Genomic DNA, 22,658 nt, shown 5'->3' on the forward strand with positions numbered 1-22,658 from the left:
TCAACGTGTCGGGCGAGTGACGGAGGTCGAGTGGGATGCTGTACCTGCTGATCAGACAGTTCATCGTTGCACCATTCGTGAAGCTGTTCTTCCGGCCCAAGGTGACCGGGCTGCACCACATCCCGAGCACGGGTCCGGCGCTGCTGGTCAGCAACCACCTCGCGTTCTCGGACTCGATCTTCCTGCCGGTCGCCGTGCCGCGGCAGATCGTCTTCCCGGCCAAGTCGGAGTACTTCACCGCTCCCGGGATCAAGGGCAAGCTGATGGCGACCTTCTTCCGGTCCATCGGCCAGATCCCGATCGACCGCTCCGGCGGCCGCGCCTCGCTGGCCGCGCTCAACACCGGCCTGGACATCCTGAAGAAGGGTGAGCTGTTCGGGATCTACCCCGAGGGCACCCGCTCGCCCGACGGCCGGCTGTACAAGGGCAAGACCGGCGTGGCCCGGATGGCGATCGTCGCCGGTGTCCCGGTGATCCCGGTCGCGATGATCGACACCCACAAGCTGCAGCCCCCGGGCTCGGTGCTGCCGAAGATCTGGCGCCGCGAGCCGGGCAAGCTGTTCCCCCGGATGAACCGGCCGGGGGTCGCGGTCGGCGAGCCGCTGGACTTCTCGCGGTACGAGGGCATGGAGCGCGACCGGTTCGTGCTGCGCTCGGTCACCGACGAGATCATGTACGCGCTGATGGACCTGTCCGGCCAGGAGTACGTCGACATGTACGCCGACAAGGCCAAGGAGCTGATCAAGGCCGGCGAGTCGGTCGACGATCACCTGCGGCTGGGCGACACCAAGGCTTCCTGAGCGTTTTGCAGGACTGCGCGGGCCTGGTCGCGGAGCCAGGAGTGTGCCGGATCGCCGTCGTACCGCTGATGCCAGGCTAGCCGGATCTCGACCGGCGGCAGCTCGAACGGTAGCGGGAGCGATTCCAGGCCGAAGTCGACGAGCAGGCTCTGGCTGGCGACGTCGGGGACCGTCACGACGAGGTCGCTGAGCCGCGCGAGTTGGAGCGCGACGGCAATGGTTGGCGCTGCGACGGCGACCTCTCTGCGGAGATCTCGTTTCGCCAGTAGGTCGTCGATCGGGTCGACCAGCCGGCCGCGCCGCGAGACGGTGATGTGCTCGGCGGCGGCGTACCGGGCTGGTGTGAGTTCGCCCTCGGTCAGGGCGTGGCCCGGTCGGAGGGCGATGACGAGGCGGCCCTCGCCGACGAGTTCGTGGCGTACCTCGGGCAGCTGCGGTACGGCGGCGCCCGCCTCGAGGTCCACCTCGCCGCGCCGGAGCTCGTTGGTGTCGGCGCTCGCCTCCGGAAGAAACCGCAGCCGTACGCCGGGCGCCTGGGCGCGGACCGCGGTCAGCAGTGCCGGGCCGTACGCCATCGTGAGCGCGTCGTGCCAGCGCAGCGTGAAGGTGCGTTCGAGCGTGCTCAGCTCGACGTCCCGCTCGGGGGACAGCAGGGCCTGCGCCTGCTGGACGAGCTCGTGCACGCGGGCATGCAGCGCGACCGCGTGTGGTGTCGGAGTCATCGAGCGGCCGGTCCGGACCAGGATCTGGTCGCCGGTCGCGCGCCGGATCCGGCCGAGGGTTCGGCTCATCGCCGGGGCCGTCACATGCAGCCGCTCGGCGGCGCCGGCAACGCTGCCTTCTTCGAGCAGCGCGTCGAGGGCGGTGAGCAGGTTCAGATCCAAGTGCATATGAGTAAGGTTAGACCTACCAAGGTTGCACTTGATGTTATGTATTGGCGCTTCTAGCGTCGAAGACATGAACCTCATCGCTGACATCACTCGGATTGTGCAGACGGCCGGGCCGCTGCTGCGCTCCCGCTTCACCGCCACCGCCCGGCCGACCGATCTGGACGGAGTGCTGACCGCGCTGCGCGCCAACGACGACGCCGTACTGGACCTGATCAAGGAGCCGCTGCTCGCGGCTCGTCCCGGTTCGGGGTGGGTCGAGGACGAGCTCGAGGGCGGCGAGCTGCCGCTCGGCGAGTGGTGGATCGTCGACCCCGTCGAGGGCAACATCAACCACATCCACGGCATGACCGACTGGGCCGTCACCGCCACGCTGGTCCGCGACAACGAGCCAATCCTGACCGTCATCCACCTGCCGCTGACCGAGGAGACCTACACCGCGGCCGCCGGCGCGGGCGCGTTCCTGAACGGCGAGCGGCTGACCGTGTCCACGAAGACTTCGTTGCCCGCCGCAATGGTCGCGACCGGGCAGGCCAAGCCGGGGGAGAGCGCCGAAACCTTCGAGCGGATCGGCCGCAGCATGACCTCGATGCTCACCGCCTCGCTGGTCGTCCAGGCCGCCGTACCGGCGACTTTGCGCCTGATCCAGGTCGCAGCCGGACGGATGGAGGCGTTCTGGCAGTACTCCGACGTCCGCTCCGGACTGCTCGCCGGAGCACTCCTGGTCCGCGAGGCCGGCGGCACGGTGACCGACCTCGCCGGCAAGCCGTGGACCCTCACCAGCCCCGACTTCCTCGCCGCGACTCCCGGCATCCACCAGGCAGCGCTCGACGTACTGGCTGTCGCATGAAGATCGCCGTCCTCGGTGCCACCGGCCAAACCGGCCGCCACCTCGTAGCCCAAGCCGTCGACCGCGGCCACGAGGTGACCGCCCTCGCCCGCACCCCTTCGCCCTGGCCGGGCGTCCGAGTGGTCCAGGCGGATGTGTCGCTACCCGAGACGATTCTCGCCGCCGTGGCCGACGCCGACGTCGTACTCAGCGCTCTGGGTGTCGTCAAAGGCCAGGACCCCCGCATCCTCAGTGAAGGTGCCGCCCTCGTCGCGTCCTCAGGCCGCCGTCTGATCTGGCTGGGCGCCCTCGGCGCAGGCGCCACCACCGGCGCCCTGGGCCCCGTCAACAACGCGCTCCTGCGCAAAGTCCTCCACGACTGGCAAGCCAAACAAGACGCCGAACAATCCGTCCTCACCACCGGCGGCACAGTCATAGCCGCCGGCATCCTCACCAACCGCCCCTACCAATCCAACGGCCACCTGGTCCCCGCCCCCGGCCTCCGCCGCCACTTCCCACCCCTGGCCCCCCGAGCCGGCATCGCCACCCTCATGCTCACCGAAGCCGAACACCCCACCTTCCCCGGCGGAACGGCGGTAGCGCTCTTCGGCTGAGACGGAAGTGCGGGGGTGGTTCGGCTCGAATAGGCTGGCGGCATGCAATTCGCGACGTTGAGTGCCGGTGAAGTGCCTGGGGTTCCGAGTTTGGACGAGTTGCGGGGGCTGAAGCCGCTGCAGCAGCCGGAGTGGCCGGACCCGGTGGCGCTGGAGCAGGTGATCGGGGAGTTGCGGACGCTGCCGCCGCTGGTGTTCGCGGGTGAGTGTGACGACCTGACGACGAAGATCGGGGCGGTGGCGCGGGGCGAGGCGTTCCTGCTGCAGGGTGGGGACTGTGCGGAGACGTTCGACGGGGTGACCGCGGAGAACATCCGGGCCAAGCTGCGGGTGTTGCTGCAGATGTCGGTGGTGCTTCAGTACGCCGCGAGTGTGCCGGTGGTGAAGGTCGGGCGGATCGCGGGGCAGTACGCGAAGCCGCGGAGCTCCGGTGAGGAGACTCGCGACGGGGTGACGCTGCCGTCGTACCGGGGGGATGCGGTCAACGGGCTGGAGTTCACGCCGGAGGCGCGGATTCCGGATCCGCGGCGGTTGCGCGGGGTGTACAACGCGGCGGCCGCGACGCTGAACCTGACGCGCGCGTTCACCACGGGTGGGTACGCCGACCTGCACCAGGTGCACGCGTGGAACACCGACTTCGTGAAGTCATCGCCGGTCGGGCGGCGGTATGAGCAGCTGGCGACCGAGATCGAGCGGGCGCTCGCGTTCATGCGGGCCTGTGGTGCGACGGCGGACGAGTTCAAGACCGTCGACTTCTACGCCTCGCACGAGGCGCTGATTCTCGAGTACGAACACGCGCTGACCCGGATCGACTCACGCACCGAGCAGCCGTACGACGTCGGCGGCCACCTGCTGTGGGTGGGGGAGCGGACGCGGCAGCTGGACGGCGCGCACATCGAGTTCCTGGCCTCGCTGTCGAACCCGCTCGGCGTGAAGATCGGACCGACCACGACCCCGGAGTACATCCGGGCGCTGATCGACAAGCTGAACCCGAAGGGCATCGAGGGTCGCCTGACCTTCATCACCCGGATGGGTGCGGGCAAGATCCGCGACGGACTACCGCCGCTGCTGGAGGCGGTGCGCGATCACGGTTCGCCGATCGCCTGGGTCTGCGACCCGATGCACGGCAACACCTTCGAGACTCCGAACGGGTACAAGACCCGCAGCTTCGATGCCGTCATGGACGAGGTTCAGGGCTTCTTCGACGCGCACGAGCAGGTCGGCACCTGGCCGGGCGGGATGCACATCGAGCTGACCGGTGACGACGTCACGGAGTGCGTCGGCGGCGGTGAGGCGCTGGTCGCCGAGGACCTCGCGAACCGGTACGAGACGGCCTGCGACCCGCGGCTGAACCGGCACCAGTCCCTCGAGCTCGCCTTCCTGGTCGCCGAGCGGCTGCGGGCTGCACGGGCATGATCGATCTGCGGTCGGACACCGTCACCCGGCCGTCGGCGGGGATGCTGGCGGCGATGACGAGTGCCCCGGTCGGCGACGACGTGTACGGCGAGGACCCGACGGTCAACCGGCTCGAGGAGACCGTCGCCGGGTTGCTCGGGCACGAGGCCGGTCTGTTCACCACCACGGGATCGCTGGCGAACCTGCTCGGCGTACAGGCGTTGGTGCCGCGCGGTGGCGAGCTGCTGTGTGAGGCGAGTGCGCACGTGGTTCGCGCCGAGCTCGGCGGGCACGCGGCCGTCAGCGGCGTCACGACGCGCACGTGGAGTGCGCCGGCCGGGCAGATCGACCTCGAGCAGATCCGGTCGCTGATCACGCCCGACCTCGGCCCCTACTTCGTCACCACCTCGGCCGTCTCGGTCGAGAACACGCACAACTTCGGCGGCGGCGCGATCCAGCACGGGTACGACGCTCTCGCCGACGAGCTCGAATCCCGCGGCATCCCGCTGCACCTGGACGGCGCCCGGCTCTGGAACGCGGCCGTCGCCACCGGCCGCACCCCCGCCTCGTACGCCGCTCGCGCAGCCGCCGTCAGCGTCTGCCTTTCGAAGGGCCTGGGTGCGCCGGTCGGCTCAGTTCTGGTCGGCTCCACCGAGCTGATCCGCGAAGCCCGGGTTTGGCGCAAGCGCCTCGGAGCGGGGTGGCGCCAGGCCGGCATCCTGGCCGCGGCCGGCCTCTACGCGCTCGACCATCACATCGAGCGCCTCGCCGAGGACCACGCGAACGCCCGCCTCATCGCCGAGACCCTCGCCGACGCCGCGCCCGGCTCGGTCAAGCCCGACCAGGTCGACACGAACATCGTCATCGCCGACCTGTCCGTCACCGGCAAGACCGTCGCCGAGGTCGTGGCCGCGGCACGCGCCGAAGGGCTCCTCGTCGGCGGGGTGGGCGCGACGCAGCTCCGCGTCGTCACCCACCTCGATGCCTCAGCCGCCGACTGCCGCACCGCCGCCGAGACCCTCGCCAGGATCGTCGCCGCCTGACCGGCGGGCTACGAAGCGCTGGCGGACCATAGTTGTGCCGTCGGCGTCTTCGTCCTCGTTGCGCCAGCGGAAGCCGTCCGGCGTGATCTCAGTGAAGATCCAGCGGGTCATGGCCGCCTTCGGCTCCCGCGCCTCGAGCGTGATGCTGTCCGGGCCGGGACGACCGATGAACGTCATCACGACGCCGTGCTTCGGGCCCATCCAGGTGGACCGGAAGGCGCCCAGTTCGGGATCGTGCAGCCGGATCGTCAGCCCCCATTCGCCGTCACCGTCGGCCGCCCGGGCCGCCCGGCTCGGCGTGATCCAGATGTCGGCGACCGCGCGCCCGTCGAGCGCCCACGCGAAATGCCACTCGCCCTTGGTCTCCCGCGTCGGCCGGCCCTCGTCGTCGTACCAGGTGACGTCGAGGTCCCAGCTGCCGATCAACGGCGCGAACGGCTGCAACGCCTGCGCGAACTCCGGCCGCGGAGCGTCCGAGACCATCAACCCGGCCAGTACCGTAGCTGCTTTTGCACCTGTCATGACCGCACTCTAATACGGTCGAGGGGCGGCGCAGAAGCATGCTCCCGCCGGCGTAACCATCGACCTGTACGACGGCCTGGCGGAGCTGCCGCACTACAACGGCGACCTGGACACGGACGAGAAGCTGCCGGCTCAGGTCCGTGACCTGCGGGACCGGATTCGTGCGGCGGACGGCCTGCTGATCGCGACGCCGGAGTACAACTACTCGATCCCGGGTGGGCTGAAGAACGCGATCGACTGGGCGTCGCGGCCGTCGGCGACGTCGTCGTTGCTGCACAAGCCGGTGGCGATCATAGGCGCGGCGCCGACCAACTTCGGGACCGTCCGGGCGCAGCTGGCGTTGCGGCAGGTGTTCGTCTGGACGCACTCCGACGTCGTGGTGAAGCCCGAGGTGATGGTGTTCCGGGCGCACGAGCGGTTCGACGAGGCCGGGAACCTGATCGACGAGGGAACCATCACTTTGGTCACCGATCTCGTGGATGCCCTCGCCGGAAAAATCCGGCAGGCCGCCGAGTAAGCTGCGATTGTCGAATCGGCACCATGCGGGGAGAGCCGTGCGAGAGATCGTCGTGTTCAGCGGAAGTGCCCATACGGATCTTGCGGAGCGGATCTGTGCCGATCTCGGCGTTGAGCTCTCGCCGGTCGAGATCCATCGGTTCAGCAACGACTGTCTGCAGGCGCAACTGCAGGCCAACTGCCGGCAGCGTGACGTCTACATCGTGCAGCCGCTGGTGCCGCCGACGCAGGAGCACCTGATGGAGCTGCTGCTGATGATCGACGCGGCCCGCGGTGCGTCGGCGCAGCAGATCACCGCGGTGATGCCGCACTACGCGTACGCGCGGTCGGACAAGAAGGACGCGTCCCGGATCTCGATCGGCGGCCGCCTGGTCGCCGACCTGCTGGTGGCGGCCGGCGTCGACCGCGTGCTGACGATGGCGCTGCACGCGCCTCAGGTGCACGGCTTCTTCTCCGTACCGGTCGACCACCTGACCGCGATCGGCGTACTGGCAGACCACTTCCGCGGCCGGGACCTGAGCAACACGGTCGTGGTCAGCCCGGACCTCGGCAACGCGAAGACGGCGACCCAGTTCGCGCGCCTGCTCGGTCTGCCGGTCGCGGCCGGCAGCAAGCAGCGGCTGGCCGACGACCGGGTCGTGATCGACGCGATCGTCGGTGACGTGACCGGCAAGCGGGCGATCGTGCTCGACGACGAGATCGCCACCGGCGGTTCGATCATCGAGTTGCTCGACCGGCTGAAGGAGTTCGGCTGCACCGAGGCCGCCGTCGCGTGTACGCACGGTCTGTTCGCCGGAAAGGCGGTCGAGCGGCTCCGCTCGCACCCGTCGATCACCGAGGTGATCAGCACCGACACCGTCCCGCGGCCCGACGGTTTCCCCGAGCTCCAGGTGAGCTCGGTGGCCGGCCTGTTCGCCGAGGCGATCAAGCGGATCCACGGTGGTGAGTCCGTCAGCAGTCTCTTCGACGGTGTCGACCCGACGCACGCACCACCGCAGCCCAAGCTCCCGTTCTAGGGCGCGCAGGTCAGGGCGGCAGATCCCCAGTCGGCGTGGTCGGAGTTTCGTCCGTCGCCACCGTCGGTGGTCGCCAGGGTGAGCCGCTTGACCCCGGTGACGTCGAGGTCCAGCACGGTCGCCGCCGCGCCGCTGCGGATCACCGGCGTGCTGGCGAGGATGCGGCCGTCACCGACCACCACGAAGGTGACCGAGGCTTCGCCGGTCGTCACGTCGTCGTCCACGCCGACCTCCGCGACGAACCGGGTACAGGCCGAGCCGAGCCAGGTCGTCAGCGAACTCGGCGCGTGCGAGCCGACACCCTTGGCGTAGGTCTTCCCCGCGATGGTCAAGGTGCCGGGCGGCTTGTCACCGCCGTGACTGTGGTCGCGCTGCTGCGGCCGCCCGTACCCGTTGGTCTCGTCGGTCCAGGGTTGATCGCTGACGTACGTCGCGCCGCGCGGCGGCTGCGGTTCGGCGAAGATCCGGGCCGCGTCCGCGGAGTAGATCCGCCGTCCGTCCGGAGCCAGGTAGTTGCCGCCGACAACGAGATCCAGATCGCCCCGGACGCCGGTGGCGCCCAGTGTCAGCGTCCACGACCCGCTGACGCTCTCGCCGTCGCGGAGCAGCTTCTTCCGGACTGGCGGACCCGACAGTGACCAGCCGGCCGGTACTTCGGGCGCCAGGACGAGATCGCGGATCGGGCCACCCGTTCGCGCGACGAAGATGCCTTGCACCTTCACCGTCCCGCCGGTGCTGACCGTCGCCGGTGTCGCGTCGACCAGGACCGTCGTACTGGGTGCGAGGCTGTGCGGCTGGTCGCAGGTTGTGCGACCGCGCTGGTAAGGGCAGGCCTGCAGGACGAATCCACCGTGCTCGGCCGCGCCGATCGACAGTTGGTCCGACCTGACGTGGATGCTGCTGGACCGGCGTAGGACAGGCCCGTCGTCGGTGATCGTCTCGACCAGCCAGCGGCCGTCGCCCAGGAAGCCGAGCGGGACGTCGAAGGCTCCCGACGCGCCGGACCGGATTCCGCCGGCGAACCACGTGGTCCCGTTGCGGCGCGCGAATACCGCCTGCTCGCCGGGCGCTCCCGCAAGCAGCCGGGTCTCGTCCCAGACCGTCGACAGTTGGCCGAGGAACCGGGCGCCTTCGGGTTGTGAGTCGAGCTCCTCGGGCGTGCTGACGATGTGGGTCCAGCCGGACTCGTAGACGACCGGCAGGGCGAGCTCGTGGGCGTTCGTGGTCTGCGGTTTCGGGTTCGGCGGGGTCGCGAACCGGGTCGGGGTGTAGTCCATCGAGCCGACCACGTTCCGGGTGAACGGCAGGATCGTGTTCCGGGTCGCGTTCGGGCCGTTCTCCTCGCCGCGGACACCTTCCATCGCCATCAGGTGCGGCCAGGTCCGGGCCAGCCCGTGCGGCACGGTCGATCCGTGGAAGTTCACCATCAGGTGCAGGCGCGCGGTGTCGGCCAGCAGCGCGTCGTACCACTGGTAGCGAGCTTGGCTGTCCGACTCCATGAAGTCGACCTTGACGCCTTTGATGCCCCAGGCAACCAGTTTCGGCAGCCAGTCGTCCCGCTGCTGCTGGGTCTCGAGGTTCGTCCAGTGGAACCAGACGAGTACCTCGACTCCGCGCGCCCGGGCGTACCGGGTGAGCGCGGGCAGCCAGGCCGGGCTCCAGCCCTCGTCGACCAGCACGTACCGGAAGTTGTTCCTCGCGGCGGCGTCGACGTAGTCCTTCTGGCGCTCGAAGTCCCCGGGGCTGGAGTGCTCGGCCAGCCAGGACCACGACGACAGGCCGGGCTGGATCCAGCTGGTGTCGGTGAACTTGGCGGGTTCGGCGAGATCGTCCACCAACGTCGACCCGGTCACGGTGGCGAGGTCGCCGACGATCATCGTGCGCCATGATGTGGTGCTCGTGACGACCTGCGCGTCGGCCAGCTGGACGTCGTACCGGCTCGAGCCCTGGGTGTGCAGGAGGCGCCCGCCGGAGTACCGGCCGTCGAGCCCGGACTCCGCGAGCAGGGTGTAGGTGCCCCCGGTCCGGAAGAGCGCGGGATGGCCGAACTGCCCGCTCGGAGCCGTAGCTGCCGTGGCCTGGGCGTGCTCGTTCTCGTGCTGCGGGCTGTACGGCTGCAGCCAACTCGTTGCGTCCGGCGCCAATTCGTAGCCGCCGGTCTCACGCTGCACGGTGACCGGACCCGGAAGCTCGTAGCGGAACCCGACCCCGTCGTCCGAGACCCGGACGACCAGCGTGAAGGACCCACTGGCATTGCCGAACGTCAGGCGGCTGTCCTCCTGCAGCACGCTCCGCTGCCGCTGCTTACCGGTGGTCATCCGGTACGCCGCCCGGACTGTCTGGTGGCTCTGGACACGCAGGTCCAGGTCCTTCGACAGATCACCGGCAGCGGTGATCAGGCCGAGATCCGCGACGCTGACCGCTTCGGTCGAACCAGCGGTGACTCGCAGGCGCAGCTTGCCGGCGGTGGACTCCACAGAGGCGCCGACCGCCCCGACTCCGGGCAGCCGCCAGGTGGTGTCCCCGGCCCCGACGGCAGGCAGGGGAATGGCGAGCAACGCCGTACTGACGAGGAGAGCGAGCAGGCGGCGCATGGGTCGTCCTCACGATCGGTGAACAGGCGGGAACACCAGGTCGCGAATCACCGTAAGGGCTCGGATGGGATCCGGCAAGACGCCGTTGGAAACGATCCCAACCCGGGCCCCGGTGCTCAGCCTTCGCAGCAGAGGCGGTGCAACCACTCGGGTTCGTGCCACCAGTACTCGGAGTCGTGCGCGTGCGCCTGCGCACGGCTCAGTGGCGCCGGGCCGGCAGTGGCTTCCGGCTTCCCGGCGTACGGCGCGAGTAGTTGGTCGACGGTGTGCAGTTTGCCTGCGACCATCACGCGGTCGACGGCGGCCGCGGCGCGGATGTCGGTGAGCGGATCGCCGGTGACGAACGAGAGATCGGCTTGGGCACCGGGCTTGATGACGCCGAGCTTGTCCTCGAGATTGAGCCAGCGCGCCGGGTTCCGGGTCGCGGTCGTGAGGGCCTCGTACGGCGTGAAGCCGCCGGCCACCATCGATCGCAGGTTGGCGTGCAGCGAGACCGCGATGTTGTCCAGCGGGCTGTCGGTGCCGGCGATCACCAGCCCGCCGCCGCGGTGGATCCGCAGCACCATGTCGACGTTTCCCCGCAGCAGCTCGCGGGTCGTGACCCCGGCCGGGCCCGAGGCCGTGTCCACCTCGGTGCGCAGGCTGGTGTACTCCCACGACGGATAGAGCGTCGTCGTACGCCGATCCGTGAGTAGCGACGGGTCGTCGACATGCGCCATGGTCGAGTTGAACAGCGTAGGTGTGACGGACAGCCCGGCCTTGGTGAACAGCGTGATGACATCCGCGTACGCGCGGCCGAGCCGACTGACCGTATGTGAGTAGCCGAGGCGGTTGGTCGCGCCGGTGTGCTCCATGCCGTCCATGCCGAGGTGTTCGGCCGGATAGAGGTAGTGCGAGGACAGCTGCAGCCCGAGCCGGTGAACGGCGGCGATCGCGCGCCGCTGGTAGTCGATCGGCAATCGGACATAGGTCTTCACCAGGTCATAGGCGAGCCCTTCAACCCGGTTGAGCTCAAGACCCAGCTGGCGCAGGGAAAGCGTCGGTCGCATGAAGTTGTAGAACACCCGCGACCCGTCGATCGCCTCGCCGGTCGCGAAGTACCGCGGACCGGTCAGTGAACCGTGAGCGAGCGCTTCCCGGGTTTCCTGCATCTGGTACGCCGGGTCGCCGGGAGAGCGCGTACTCGTGATCCCGTAGGCCAGCCACAGGTTTCCTTGCCGCGCGCCCCACGCACGGCCGCGCAGATGCCAGTGGTTGTGCGCGTCGATCAGCCCAGGCATCACGGTGAGGTCGGCCGCGTCGATATCCGCCCGCCCCCGATGCGCCCGTACGGCGGCGATCCGCGAACCGTCGAGCACGATGTCGACGTTCCGCCGGAGAGCGGCCTCGCGGCCGTCCCAGAGCGCACCGGCGTGGATCGTGACGTGCTGGTTGATCGTCGCTCGCCGCCAGTGCAGGTCGACGGGAACCGTACGCGGACGCGATCCATCCAGGTCGACGCGGCGGAGTCGGCCGTTGTTCAGGTAGAGCAAGGTCCGGCTGTCCTGCCAGACCGGTGAGTCGGTGACCTCGGACGTGATCGCCCGCGGTTCGCCGGTGAAGCGGCCACGCTGGTCGACCGGGGCGACGTACAAGAGGCTCTCGACGACGAACGCGAGCCAACGGCCGTCGGGGGAGAAGACCGGGCCGTCATCACCGCGGGTGGCGAGCGAGCGGAACGGCATCGGCTCGACGTACTCGAGAGCGCCGGTGGCGACGTCGACGTACAGGAGTTGGCTGGTGCCTTCGCGGAAGCGTTTGGAGAACGGCTTCACCGCGGCGAGGACCAGCGTCTTGCCGTCGCGGGACCAGCTGATACGACCGGGCTGGAACAGGGTCGGCGTCACTTGGCGGACGTTGCCGGTGGCGAGATCGAGGATCCAGGCGATGCCGTCCTGGTCCTGGTAGGCGACCTGCTGGCCGTCGGGTGCGAAGCGGGGTGCGGTCTGGGCGCCGGGACGTGCGGAGAGCTTGCGGTCGGTGCCGGACTTGAGGTCGTGCAGCCAGAGGTCGGCGGTGCCGTCGCGATCGCTTGCGTAGAGCAACGACTTGCCGTCGGGGGAGAAGTCGGGGTCGCTGTTGAAGTAGCCGTCAGCAACGATCTTCCGCGGTTGGCCGTGGCCGCTCGTCGCCGCGATCCACAAGGCGTTGAGGGCTCGGAAGGCGATCCAGCGGCCGTCAGGTGAGGCGGTCGGGCACGCAATGCCGAGGACCGGTCGAGATCGGGTCGACTCGAGATCCGGGGACTTCGGTCGCGGTCGGCGTGACGTGATCGGGACCGTCGCCGCAAACGGTACGACGGTGTGCGCGCCGCCGAGGCGGTGGCGGACGACGTGGCCGTCGGCGGTGTAGACGAGCTCGTCCGCCGAGACCCAGGACGGCGGTACCGCGAACACGTCCTTGCCGGTGGTCACTTTCTGGTCGCCGACGACGAGATCGCAGACCGGGCCGGTCAGCCGGACGTAGGCCAGTTGGCCGGCGGGGGAGTAGGCGGGACCGTAGACGGTGCTGCCGGTTTGGGCGGGGACGACGGTGGTTCGGGTGCCGGTGGTCAGATTGAGCTCGACGATCGCGGCGGCGTCGACGGTGAAGGCGATCTTCGTACCGTCGGGGGAAACGATCGGCTCGGCTTCTTCGGAGGCGTCGTCGGTGAGTTGGGTGATCGTGCCGCTGCTCAGGTCGAGTCGGTGGATACCGTAGCTGCCGGTGGTGCCGCGGTCGGAGGAGAAGACGATCGCGCCGCCGTCCGGGGTGAAGTGCGGTTCGCGGTGGTCGTGGCGGCCGGTGGTCAGCCGGCGAAGGTTGTTGCCGTCGGCATCGATTATCCAGAGGTGGAAGTTGCCGTCGCGGTAGGACTGGAAGACGATCCGGCGGCTGTCGGGTGACCAGCGCGGGCGGGTGGCGTCCTGGAGGTCGTCGGTGAGTCGGCGGGAGACGCCGCCGGCGGCCGGGGTCACCCAGATCGCGGTGACCAGGTCGAAGGCCAGCCAGCGGCCGTCGGGGGAGACGGCGACCATCAGGTTCGTGCCTTCGCTCAGCACCGCCCGGCGAGCGCCGGGCACGGCTTGCGAGCCTGGCGACGCCCCGGCCGCCGCGTCGGCGGCGCCGGCTGCTGCGGAGGCGGGCACTGCGCCGGCCGCGGTCGACGTGGCGGCGACTGCGGCTACGCCGCCGCTGAGTTGGAGTGCGCGGCGGCGCGAGATGCTCCAGGCGCCGGGGTCGGTGGGGTCCTCGTGAACCACGGTCGTTCCAATCCCTCGGGGGCGAACCGGCCGGCCGGGCCGGAGGGGACTCTCCCGACCCTGCCAGCCTCGTCGGCCCGCAACGACCTGACCGGCGCGTCGCCGCCGCCCCGGGTGGCCCGGAGCGGCGGCGTACGAGGGTGGAGCTCAGTGGCCGGCGGCCGCGCGGGCGCGCTTCGGCATCAGGAAGCCGGCGGCGAAGGCGAGCGCGATCCCGGCGATGGTCGCGAGCAGCGCGGTCTGGGTGCCGTCGAGGGCCGCCGTGGCCCGGGTCGCCGCGTCGGCCGACGAGACCTTGCCCATGAAGATCGTTCCGATGACGGCGATGCCGAGCGCGATCCCGACCTGCTCGAAGGAGCCCAGCATGCCGGTCGCGGAGCCGACCTCGTCGTCGCGGACGCCGCTCAGGATGATGTCGAACAGCGGCACGAAGACCATGCCCATCCCGATCCCACCGGCCACCGTCGGTACGGCGATGTCCCCGCTGCCGACGCTCAGTCCGGTCACCGCGAGGACGGCGTACGTCCCGGCCAGGCCGGCCGCCATCAGGGCCAGACCGATGTGGAGCAGCCGGCGGCCGTACTTCTGCATCGTCATCCCGGAGACCGCCGAGCCGATCAACGCGCCGACGGCCCAGGGCGCCAGCGCCAGGCTGGCGTGGATCGGGGTGTAGCCGAGGCCGACCTGGAGGAACATGCCGAGCACGAAGGTGCCGGCCAGGGCGCCGAAGAAGACGATCGCGAAGAAGACGCCGGACAGGTACGAGCGGCTCTTCAGCAGGCGGGGCTCGATCAGCGAGGTCGCGCCGTGACGGCTGCGGCGCGACTGGTGGAGGCCGAAGCCGGCCAGGATGGGCAGCGACGCCACCAGCAGCAGCTTCGTCCACAGCGGCCAGCCGAGCTCGTGACCCTGCACCAGCGGGTAGACCAGGGCGACCAGACCGGTGCTCGCGATCAGCAGCCCAGGCACGTCCAGGGCGACCTTGCGGGCGCTGGGCTCGGTGTTCGGCAGGTGCTTGGCGGCGACGATGAAGGTGAAGAGGCCGATGGGCAGGTTGATCAGGAAGATCGCGCGCCAGCCGGTCCCGAACAGGTTCGCGTCCAGAACGGTGCCGCCGATGATCGGGCCGAGGACCGCGGCCAGCCCCATGATCGGGCCGAAGAACCCGAACGCCTTGGTGCGCTCGTCGGGCTCGAACAGATCCCGGACGAGCCCGAACCCCTGCGGCAGCATCACCGCGGCGAATGCGCCCTGCGCGACCCGGGACGCGATCAGCATCTCCGGCGACACCGCGAGACCGCAGAGGAAGGACGTGATGGTGAAGCCGGCGACCCCGATCAGCAGCGCACGCTTGCGGCCGACGAGGTCACCGAGGCGGCCGCCGACGAGCAGCAGGACGGCCAGCGCCATCGTGTAGCCCGCGGCCATCCACTGCAGGCTGGCGTAGGAGCCGCCGAGGCTGCCGCGGATGGCGGGCGCCGCGACGTTCATCACCGTCGAGTCGAGCAGGTCCATGACGGCCGCGGTCATGACGGCGGCGAAGGCGAGCCAGCGCTTGCGGAGCCGCTGCGGTACGGCGACATCGGCGGGGGCGCTGGTGGGGAGTACTGCGACTGCGGTCATCTTCAGCTCCTCAAACGGAACGAACTGTTCTGTTCCAAACTCTAGCGGAACGGATCATTCCGTTCAAGTGCTAATCTCGGTCACATGACGAAAGCTCTGAGTGGCCGCCAGGCGCAGGCGGCCCGGAACGACGAAGTGATCCTGGCGGCCGCGCGGGCGGTCTTCATCGCCGATCCCGGAGCGCCGATCTCCGCTGTCGCCGAGCGGGCCGGCGTCGGGATCAGTGCGCTGTACCGGCGGTACGCGAGCAAGGAGGAGTTGCTGCGGAAGCTCTGCGGCGACGGCCTCGACCGCTACATCGCCGAGTCGGAGAAGGCGCTGGCCGACGATCGCGATCCGTGGACGGCCTTCGAGGCGTACCTGCGGTCGCTCGTCGACGCCGACACGAACTCGCTCACCCAGCGGCTCGCGGGCACCTTCACCCCGACGCCCGAGCTGTTCGAGGCCGCCGTACGGGCGAACGAGCTGGATCGGGCCGTGTATGCGCGGACGAAGGAGTACCTCCGGCCGGGGATCGTGGTCGAGGACTTCGCGGTGATCCTCGAGCAGATCACCTCGATCAAACTCGGTGACGAGAAGCGGACCCGTCAGCTCCGCCATCGCTACCTGACCTTGATGCTGGAGGCGATGCGCCGGCCGGGCGAATCATCCGGCGGCGAGCTCCCGGGGCCGCCGCCGTCGATGGATGAGCTGACCGACCGCTGGCGGACCTGAGCTCCTGGATATCGTCTGCGGCATGTCTTCGCGTGTGCAGGCTCTTGCCGTGGCCGCTTTCTGTGTTGTGGTGGCGGTGGTTGCCGCGGTTCTGGTGGATGCCCGGCTCGATCGGCACTGGATTCTGCGTGGGTTGACGCTGCTGCTGGCGCTGGCGTGTGCCGCGCTGCTTGCCGGTGATCAGTCGCGGCGGCTGCGGCGGATCATCGTCGCGGTCGGACTGGGGATGTTCGGCGTGGTCTTCCCGGTCACGACGACCACGTGGGCGAGCCCGCCGGAGATCGACTTCGCGCTGCAGGTCGCGACGGATGCCAGGGCGGCCGCGGAAAAGGCCACGCGCTCGGCGGTCACTGTCGACGATGTGAAGGCTGCAGCCGCGGCCCGTGGCGGCGCGGTCGGTAGCCCGCAGAACGAGAAGACGCCGGTGGTGCGCGGCGCCGATGCCTTTCCGCTGATCGTGCGGGCGGATCCGGCGCAGGGCCGGCCGTGGGCGTGCCTGGGGTTCGTCGGTCTGGAGGCGAAGGTTCGTCTTTGCTGATGCGCTGACGGGGCTGGGCAATCGATTTCTCTTCGCTTAGGGTCGGGGTCATGACTCTTGGGAACCTGTCCGGAATCAGCGCGCTCGTGGATGTCGAGACGCGCTCCATCAGCGCGGAGAACCCCACCGGTGAGCCGGGTCAGGGCGGCCGTCGGACCGAAGGGACCGGCGCCCACGCGGCCCGCGACCTCGGTCAGGGCTGGAAGGTGTCGCCGTCGATCGAGATCGGACCGGGGGAGACCGCCACACTCGCCGACATCACCGGCTCCGGTGCGATCACCCACATCTGGCTGACCACACACGTGGATCACTGGCGGCGGCTGGTTCTGCGGGCGCACTGGGACGGCGACGCGGCTCCGGCGATCGAGACTCCGGTCGGCGACTTCTTCTGCTCCGGGTGGGGCAAGTTCGCCCAGGTGAACTCGCTCCCCGTCGCCGTGAATCCGAACGGCGGCTTCAACTGCTACTGGGAGATGCCGTTCCAGTCCCAGGCCACTCTGACGCTGGAGAACACTCACGACGAGACGGTGGTCGTGTACTTCCAGGTGGACTACTGGTTGGGCGCTGTGCCGGACAAGTCGGCGTACCTGCATGCGCAGTGGCGGCGGAGCAACCCGCTGGCGGCCAAGACCGTGCACACGCTGCTGGACGGCGTGGAGGGGCCGGGGCACTACGTGGGCACCTACCTCGCGTGGGGCGTCAACAGCAGTGGTTGGTGGGGTGAGGGCGAGGTGAAGTTCTACCTGGATGATGACGAGGAGTTCCCGACCATCTGCGGCACCGGTACGGAGGACTACTTCGGAGGCGCGTGGAACTTCGACGTACCGCACCTGGGTGGGTACACCGAGTTCAGTACGCCGTACCTCGGGATGCCGCAGGTGATCCGGCCGGACGGGCAGTACGCGAGTCAGCAGCGGTTCGGCATGTACCGCTTCCACCTGCCGGACCCGATCCGCTTTCGCTCGCGGCTGCGGGCCGACGTACAGGCGCTGGGGTGGCGGTCGGGTGGACGCTATCTGCCGCTGCAGGACGACATCGCCTCGACTGCGTTCTTCTACTCGGCCAGAACCAGTACGGCGCGCCCGGACGCGCCGGTGCACGACGTGATGGAGATTTGTTGAGCTAGGGAATCGGTAGCGGTTTGTCGAGCGCCTGGCCGGCGAGGACGACCAGGGCGGCGGTCCAGCCCAGGGGAGCCTCGCCGGCGGGCTGCCGGTCGCGGTTGACCTTCTCCGGCAGGCTCCCACTCGGAGTGCGGTAGTGATCGAGCCAGCTCAGGATCTGCTCGGCAGTGCGGCGGTCGCCGCGCGCTGCGGCGCTGAGAGCGAACAATGCGGTCTGTGGCGTCCAGGCGACACCGTCCGCTCGCCACTCCTCGCCGGGGTCCTGTCCGCCGTTCGGCTGAGTCGATACGGCACGCGCGTTGTCGATCGCCTGGCTGACTGCGTGGCGTTCCGGGGCGAATGGTGGGCCCAGGACGGTGACGATCGCGTCGGCACCGCCGCCGAGGCATGCCGGCAGCAGACCTGGTTCCAGGAAGCTCTCCGCGTACGCCGGGGTCCGGGGATAGTCCGGTGCGAACCGGTGCTCGGTTGCCGTGGACAACGTGGTGAGCGCGGCCTGCCAGCGCTCGGCCTCCACCGTGTGACCGAGCTCGGTGGCGATCCGGATCGCTGCCCGCAGTCCGGTGAGCAGTGGTGCGACCGTGCCCAGCGTGACCTCTGACTCGGGGCGCTCCCAGTAGTCGGGGGAAGGCTGGGGCAGACCGTTCGCGCCGAGCTCTTGGGTGATGTGGTCGGCCGATTGCCGCACCATGTCCCAGTGCCGGGCGCCGGTCCGGCAGAACCACGTTGCCCAGGGCACCCAGCCGGAGCCGTCGAGCTGTGGTTCGCGGCTGTCGGCGACCGGTCGCCCGGTCTCGAGGTACCGGGCTTCCCAGCGGCCGGACGTGGGTTTGATCCGATCCAGGAAGTCGAGCACGCGCGCCGCCTCGGCGTACTGGCCGACCGAGCAGCGCGCCGCTGCGACGAACGACGCGTCCCGCGGCCAGACGTAGCGCCACGGGCCGTCCCAGCCGGCCAGCGTGGCGCCGCTGGGGAGCGTCAGGGCGTCCAGGTCGTTGAGGGCTTGGGTGCGAAGGTCCTTGGCGCGTTGAGCCGACCGGTGCGGTACGCCGTCGGCCACCAATGCGGGCTGTGGGTAATAGGCGAGGTTCAGTGCGCCGCCTCCCGCCAGAACAGCCAGCACAACAGCAATCGCCGCGGTGGGGAACCACCGGACCCGCCGTGCGCTGTTGTCCCGCATCGAAACTCCCTACTGGGCGAGGTGCTGCACTTCGGCTTCGAACTTCCGCCGTGGCGCCAGCTCGACCAGGAACATCGCCGCCAGCACCAGTGCGCCACCGGTCAGCATCCGCCAGGTCACACTCTCCGAGCCGAACATGACCGCGAAGGTCGACGCGAACACCGGCTCCATCGTCATCGCGATCGCAGCTCGGGTCGGAGTGAGATGAGCCTGCGCCCAGGTCTGCACGATCAGCGCGAGCGCACCGGAGATCAGCGCCATGTAGATGACACTGATCCAGTCCGGGCCGTTGCTGGGGATGGAGAAGCCACCAGGGATGGCGCCGACCGCACAGACGCAGGTGATCACCACCATCTGCAGCGCCGACAGCCCGAAGGCGTTCTCCGGTGTGGACCACGCGCCCAGACCGATGATGTGCAAGGCATAGAGACCGGCTGAGGCCAGTGTGAGCAGCTCGCCAGTGCCCAGCGTGAAGCCACGCAGCGACAGGACGCCTAGGCCGACTGTGGCCAGCACCACAGCCACCCAGGCCCAGCGACCGATCTTGTGCCGCAGGATGACCGCGGCCAGCAGCGGCGTGAAGACGACGTACATGCCGGTGACGAAACCGGATACGCTGGCCGGTGTGTGCCGCAGGCCTTCGGTCTGCACCAGCTGGGCGATGCCGTAAGTGATGCCGAGGGCAACGGCCCGGCCGCGGTCCAGGCGGTTCAGCCGTGCGATCGCCGGCGGATGGATCAGCAGCAGCGCTGCCGAGGCGATCGCGAACCGCAACGCCAGGTAGTCGGCGACGTCCATCCTCGTGAGCAGATCTTTGGTGAGGAAGAACGTCGATCCCCACGCCGCCGCCACGGCGAGCAGCGCCAGTACGGCAAGGCGCGAGCGATTCACGCGGGACAGCTAATCACAGGACCGTGATCGTGATGGTGCTGCCCGGCCGGACCTTCTGACCGGCGCCCGGGTTCTGGGCCGCGACGATGTTCAGGCCGATGTTCAGCGCCGCCTTCTCGACCTTCACCTCGAACCCGGCCTGCTTGAGGATCTGCTGGGCGTCGGCGAGCGACTTGCGCTTCACGTTCGGTACGTCGACCAGCGGCGGACCCTTGGAGACGACCACCTGCACCGTGTCCTTGGCGTGCAGGGTGCCGCCGCGCGGGGTCTGGCTGATCACCACGCCTTCGGCGACCTTCTCGTCGTACTGCTCGGTGCGGTTGACGACGAAGCCGAGTTTGCGCAGGGTCTTGTTCGCCTCGCGGTAGGTCTTGCCGGTGAAGTCGGGCACCGGGATCGGCTTCTTGCCCTTGCTCACCACGAAGTTGACCGCGGTGTTCGGCGCGACGAGCATGTTGAACCGCGGGTAGAAGGCAACGATCCGGCCGGCCGGCACTGTCTCGTCGTACTGCTCTTTGATCTGGCCTTGCACCAGCTTGATCGGTGCGATGGCGCGGTTGGCGGCGTCCAGGTCGAGACCGGCCAGCTGGGGCACGCGGTAGCGCTCCGGTCCCTTGGAGACAGTGAGGTTGATCTCACCGTCCTTGCGGATCCGGTCACCCACTTTGGGATCGGTGGAGGTGACCTGGCCCTTGGGGATGTCCTCGGAGTAGTCCTGGTTGGCCAGGGTGGTCCGCAGCCCGGCCTTCTCGGCCTCGATCGCCGCGGCGGCCGGTGTGAGCTTCACCAGGTTCGGAGTGGTCGTGTAGCGGTGGATGCCGTAGTACCAGGCTGAGGTCCCGACGCCGATCGCCGCCAGCAGGATGATGATCAGCGCGATCATCCCGCGGCGCCGGCTTCGGCGTACTGGTGGTGGCGATGGCTTGCGCGCTGCCGGTTGACCGGTCGGACGCCCGTGCTCCACCGGTACGACGATCGTCTCGTGCTTGAGCACGTTGACCGGAGTGATCGGGGTGACCTCGCGGGTGTAGCCGTCGTCGTAGTCGCTGTCCTGGCGGATCTGCTGGATCGGCACCGTCAGATCGCCAGTGAGCTCAGGGTCGTCCGGCAGGCCCTCTTCGAGCGCACTGCGCACTCGGCGTACCTGGCGGCTCATCACTCGCGCGTCGGCCGGTCGCAGGTCCCGGTCGCGGGCTGTGGCGCGCTGGACCAGCGCATCGACGTACGGCGGGATGTCCGGCTGCACCAGCGACGGAGGGGGCACATCGGCGTGCACATGCGCATACGCGACCTGGATCGGGGTGTCACCGCTGTGCGGCTTGGCACCGGTCAGCAGCTCGTACAGCAGGATGCCGGACGAGTAGACATCCGAGCGCGCGTCCGCGCTGCCGTCCGTCACCAGCTCAGGGGCTAGGTACGAGACAGTGCCCATCAGCAGGCCCTGGGTGGCGGTGTTGCCGTTCGCACTGACCGCACGCGCCAGACCGAAGTCGGCGACCTTCACCGTGCCGCTGTCGGAGAGCAGGACGTTCTCCGGCTTGATGTCACGGTGGACAATGCCGGCGTCGTGCGCAGCGGACAGGGCGGACAGGATCGGCGCCAGCAGATCGAGCGCGCGGGCGGGTGAGAGCGGTGCGTGCTCGCGGATCAGGTCACGCAGTGTGCGGCCGGGGATGTACTCCATCGCCAGGAACAGCGTGCCGTTGTCGTCACCCTGGTCGAACACGGCGACCACGTTCGGGTGCGAGAGTTTGGCGGCGGCTCTGGCCTCGGCGACGAAGCGGCGCGCGAACTGGGCGTCGTCGCCGAGACCGTCGTGCATGATCTTCAGCGCGACGATCCGGTCCAGCCGCATGTCCAGCGCCTGGTAGACGGTGGCCATGCCGCCCTTGGCGACCCGGGCCCCCACGCGGTAGCGACCGTCGAGCACTCGCCCGACGAGGCGGTCGCCTACCTGCGTGTCCACGTCATCCGTCACTGCTGGTGAGCCGCCTCTCGAGCCGTCCTGCTCCACGCAGTCTAGATAAGGCTCCAGGTCGACCGCGCCAGGCGCACCGCTCAAGCGGTCACTTGAGCGGGTTCCAGCCCTTCTCGAACTGAGCCTTCAGGCGCAGGACGCTCTGCACGTACTGCTTGGTGTCGGGGTACATGCCGTTCTTCCGGACGCCGCCCAGGCCCTGGTAGTAGCCCGCTACGGCGATGTCCAGCTTCGCGGCACCGGTCAGGCGGTCCAGCAGGACCACACCGGCGGTGACGTTGTCCTGGGCCTTGAGCAGGTCCAGGTCGCGGCCGACGATGCTTGAGGAGAACCGTCCGGTCGACGGGATCACCTGCATCGCGCCGATGGCGTTGGCGGGCGAGACCACGCGCTGCTTCCAGCCAGACTCCTGCCAGCTCACCGCGAGCGCCAGCTCCGGATCGACGCCGTACCGCTTGGCCGTGGTGACGATCAGGCTCCGCATCTGCGCGCGCGACGGGAGCTTGCGCTTCTTCATGGCGGCGCGGTTGCGGTCGGCGGCGGCGACGATGTGGTCGGCGTAGGTGCGGCCGGCGAAGGTGTTGCGCTTGTTCTTCGTGGGCTTGGTGCTCTTCTTGGGAGCCTTGACCTTCACCTTGACCGGGACTCGCAGCGACTTGCCCGCGAAGATGCGGTCGCTGGCGCGCATCCGGTTGGCGGCCAGCAGGTTCGCCTGCGAGCACCGGAAGCGCTTGGCGATCTTCGAGATCGTGTCGCCCGGCTTGACGACGTACCGGCTCATCCGGAGCTGGGAACGCTTGGCCGGCGGCTTGGCGGCGGTCCGGGTCTTCTTCGGGGCGGCCTTGGGCTTGCCGGGCAGCTTGATGACCTCGCCGGCGTAGATGGCGTTGCCGTTACCCGGGAGCTTGTTCAGGGCGACCAGCGTCTTCACGCTGGTCCCGTAGCGGCTGGCGATGTGGCTGAGCGTGTCTCCGCTCTTCACCGTGTAGGCGCCGAAACCCGGCGACCCGGCGGTGATCAGTCCGGCGGCCAGCACCGGGACCGCGATTCCGGTCAGTACACGTACGACATTTCGCATGGTCCATCTCCCCGTGTCACGTCACTTGACCGTAA

19 protein-coding genes are annotated in these 22,658 nt (G+C 69.3%); 10 read left to right on the forward strand and 9 right to left on the reverse strand.

The features are described from left to right. Positions 1-35: 35 nt before the first annotated feature. Positions 36-800 (forward strand): lysophospholipid acyltransferase family protein, encoded by a 765-nt coding sequence (locus ABZS29_RS37910; RefSeq protein WP_355469823.1) that lies wholly within the window; start codon positions 36-38, stop codon positions 798-800. On the opposite strand, the gene ABZS29_RS37915 is transcribed toward ABZS29_RS37910, so the two are convergent. Continuing rightward, on the reverse strand, positions 767-1,690 hold the full coding sequence (locus ABZS29_RS37915; protein WP_355469825.1) for a LysR family transcriptional regulator: 924 nt from the start codon (positions 1,688-1,690) through the stop codon (positions 767-769). The genes ABZS29_RS37910 and ABZS29_RS37915 overlap by 34 nt on opposite strands. 67 nt (positions 1,691-1,757) lie before the next feature. On the opposite strand from ABZS29_RS37915, the gene ABZS29_RS37920 reads away from it, so the two are divergent. Genes ABZS29_RS37920 through ABZS29_RS37935 form a run of 4 tightly spaced genes read left to right on the forward strand, consistent with a single transcriptional unit; the run spans position 1,758 to position 5,568 of the window. Continuing rightward, positions 1,758-2,537: an inositol monophosphatase family protein gene (locus ABZS29_RS37920; protein WP_355469826.1), complete on the forward strand. Its 780-nt coding sequence runs from the start codon at positions 1,758-1,760 to the stop codon at positions 2,535-2,537. Further along, positions 2,534-3,130 carry an NAD(P)-binding oxidoreductase gene (locus ABZS29_RS37925; RefSeq protein WP_355469828.1) on the forward strand — a complete coding sequence of 199 codons (597 nt, stop codon included), beginning with the start codon at positions 2,534-2,536 and terminating at the stop codon, positions 3,128-3,130. The genes ABZS29_RS37920 and ABZS29_RS37925 overlap by 4 nt, the downstream gene beginning before the upstream one ends. A 42-nt stretch (positions 3,131-3,172) precedes the next feature. Beyond that, a complete protein-coding gene (locus ABZS29_RS37930; RefSeq protein ID WP_355469830.1) occupies positions 3,173-4,546 on the forward strand; it encodes a class II 3-deoxy-7-phosphoheptulonate synthase in 1,374 nt (457 codons plus the stop codon). Continuing rightward, on the forward strand, positions 4,543-5,568 hold the full coding sequence (locus tag ABZS29_RS37935; protein WP_355469832.1) for a GntG family PLP-dependent aldolase: 1,026 nt from the start codon (positions 4,543-4,545) through the stop codon (positions 5,566-5,568). Before ABZS29_RS37930 ends, ABZS29_RS37935 begins: the two co-directional genes overlap by 4 nt. On the opposite strand, the gene ABZS29_RS37940 is transcribed toward ABZS29_RS37935, so the two are convergent. After that, a complete protein-coding gene (locus ABZS29_RS37940) occupies positions 5,512-6,090 on the reverse strand; it encodes a hypothetical protein (protein WP_355469834.1) in 579 nt (192 codons plus the stop codon). The two genes, ABZS29_RS37935 and ABZS29_RS37940, sit on opposite strands and share 57 nt — an antisense overlap. 85 nt (positions 6,091-6,175) lie before the next feature. Between ABZS29_RS37940 and ABZS29_RS37945 the strand changes: the two genes are divergently transcribed. Beyond that, positions 6,176-6,607, forward strand: a complete 432-nt coding sequence (locus ABZS29_RS37945; protein WP_355469985.1) for an NADPH-dependent FMN reductase — start codon at positions 6,176-6,178, stop codon at positions 6,605-6,607. Positions 6,608-6,644: 37 nt separating this feature from the next. Next, positions 6,645-7,622, forward strand: a complete 978-nt coding sequence (locus tag ABZS29_RS37950) for a ribose-phosphate pyrophosphokinase (RefSeq protein WP_355469836.1) — start codon at positions 6,645-6,647, stop codon at positions 7,620-7,622. On the opposite strand, the gene ABZS29_RS37955 is transcribed toward ABZS29_RS37950, so the two are convergent. The 3 genes from ABZS29_RS37955 to ABZS29_RS37965 form a co-directional block, all read right to left on the reverse strand. Then, a complete protein-coding gene (locus ABZS29_RS37955) occupies positions 7,619-10,216 on the reverse strand; it encodes a glycoside hydrolase family 97 catalytic domain-containing protein (RefSeq protein ID WP_355469838.1) in 2,598 nt (865 codons plus the stop codon). The genes ABZS29_RS37950 and ABZS29_RS37955 overlap by 4 nt on opposite strands. 116 nt (positions 10,217-10,332) lie before the next feature. Continuing rightward, on the reverse strand, positions 10,333-13,497 hold the full coding sequence (locus ABZS29_RS37960) for a DPP IV N-terminal domain-containing protein (RefSeq protein WP_355469840.1): 3,165 nt from the start codon (positions 13,495-13,497) through the stop codon (positions 10,333-10,335). 147 nt (positions 13,498-13,644) lie between these two features. Then, complete coding sequence (locus ABZS29_RS37965; protein WP_355469842.1) at positions 13,645-15,120, reverse strand: MFS transporter; 1,476 nt, start codon at positions 15,118-15,120, stop codon at positions 13,645-13,647. Between the two features lie 84 nt (positions 15,121-15,204). Here ABZS29_RS37965 and ABZS29_RS37970 point away from each other — a divergent pair, with 84 nt between their 5' ends. From ABZS29_RS37970 to ABZS29_RS37980, 3 genes are read left to right on the forward strand one after another with little or no spacing between them, the layout of a single operon-like run. Next, positions 15,205-15,834 carry a helix-turn-helix domain-containing protein gene (locus ABZS29_RS37970; protein ID WP_355469844.1) on the forward strand — a complete coding sequence of 210 codons (630 nt, stop codon included), beginning with the start codon at positions 15,205-15,207 and terminating at the stop codon, positions 15,832-15,834. A gap of 22 nt (positions 15,835-15,856) precedes the next feature. Beyond that, positions 15,857-16,372 carry a hypothetical protein gene (locus tag ABZS29_RS37975; RefSeq protein ID WP_355469845.1) on the forward strand — a complete coding sequence of 172 codons (516 nt, stop codon included), beginning with the start codon at positions 15,857-15,859 and terminating at the stop codon, positions 16,370-16,372. A 50-nt stretch (positions 16,373-16,422) separates the two neighbouring features. Then, on the forward strand, positions 16,423-17,493 hold the full coding sequence (locus ABZS29_RS37980) for a glycoside hydrolase family 172 protein (RefSeq protein ID WP_355469847.1): 1,071 nt from the start codon (positions 16,423-16,425) through the stop codon (positions 17,491-17,493). A gap of 1 nt (position 17,494) precedes the next feature. On the opposite strand, the gene ABZS29_RS37985 is transcribed toward ABZS29_RS37980, so the two are convergent. The 4 genes from ABZS29_RS37985 to ABZS29_RS38000 all read right to left on the reverse strand — a co-directional run bounded on the left by ABZS29_RS37985 (position 17,495) and on the right by ABZS29_RS38000 (position 22,623). Then, complete coding sequence (locus ABZS29_RS37985) at positions 17,495-18,676, reverse strand: glucoamylase (protein ID WP_355469849.1); 1,182 nt, start codon at positions 18,674-18,676, stop codon at positions 17,495-17,497. A gap of 9 nt (positions 18,677-18,685) precedes the next feature. Further along, complete coding sequence (locus ABZS29_RS37990; protein ID WP_355469851.1) at positions 18,686-19,567, reverse strand: DMT family transporter; 882 nt, start codon at positions 19,565-19,567, stop codon at positions 18,686-18,688. A 13-nt stretch (positions 19,568-19,580) separates the two neighbouring features. Further along, entirely contained in the window at positions 19,581-21,533 is a 1,953-nt protein-coding gene (gene pknB / locus ABZS29_RS37995; protein ID WP_355469853.1) for a Stk1 family PASTA domain-containing Ser/Thr kinase, read from the reverse strand. A gap of 100 nt (positions 21,534-21,633) precedes the next feature. Continuing rightward, positions 21,634-22,623: a LysM peptidoglycan-binding domain-containing protein gene (locus ABZS29_RS38000; RefSeq protein ID WP_355469855.1), complete on the reverse strand. Its 990-nt coding sequence runs from the start codon at positions 22,621-22,623 to the stop codon at positions 21,634-21,636. Between the last annotated feature and the right edge of the window lie 35 nt (positions 22,624-22,658).

The sequence above is a fragment of the Kribbella sp. NPDC005582 genome (genome assembly GCF_040605415.1).
Classification (GTDB): domain Bacteria; phylum Actinomycetota; class Actinomycetes; order Propionibacteriales; family Kribbellaceae; genus Kribbella.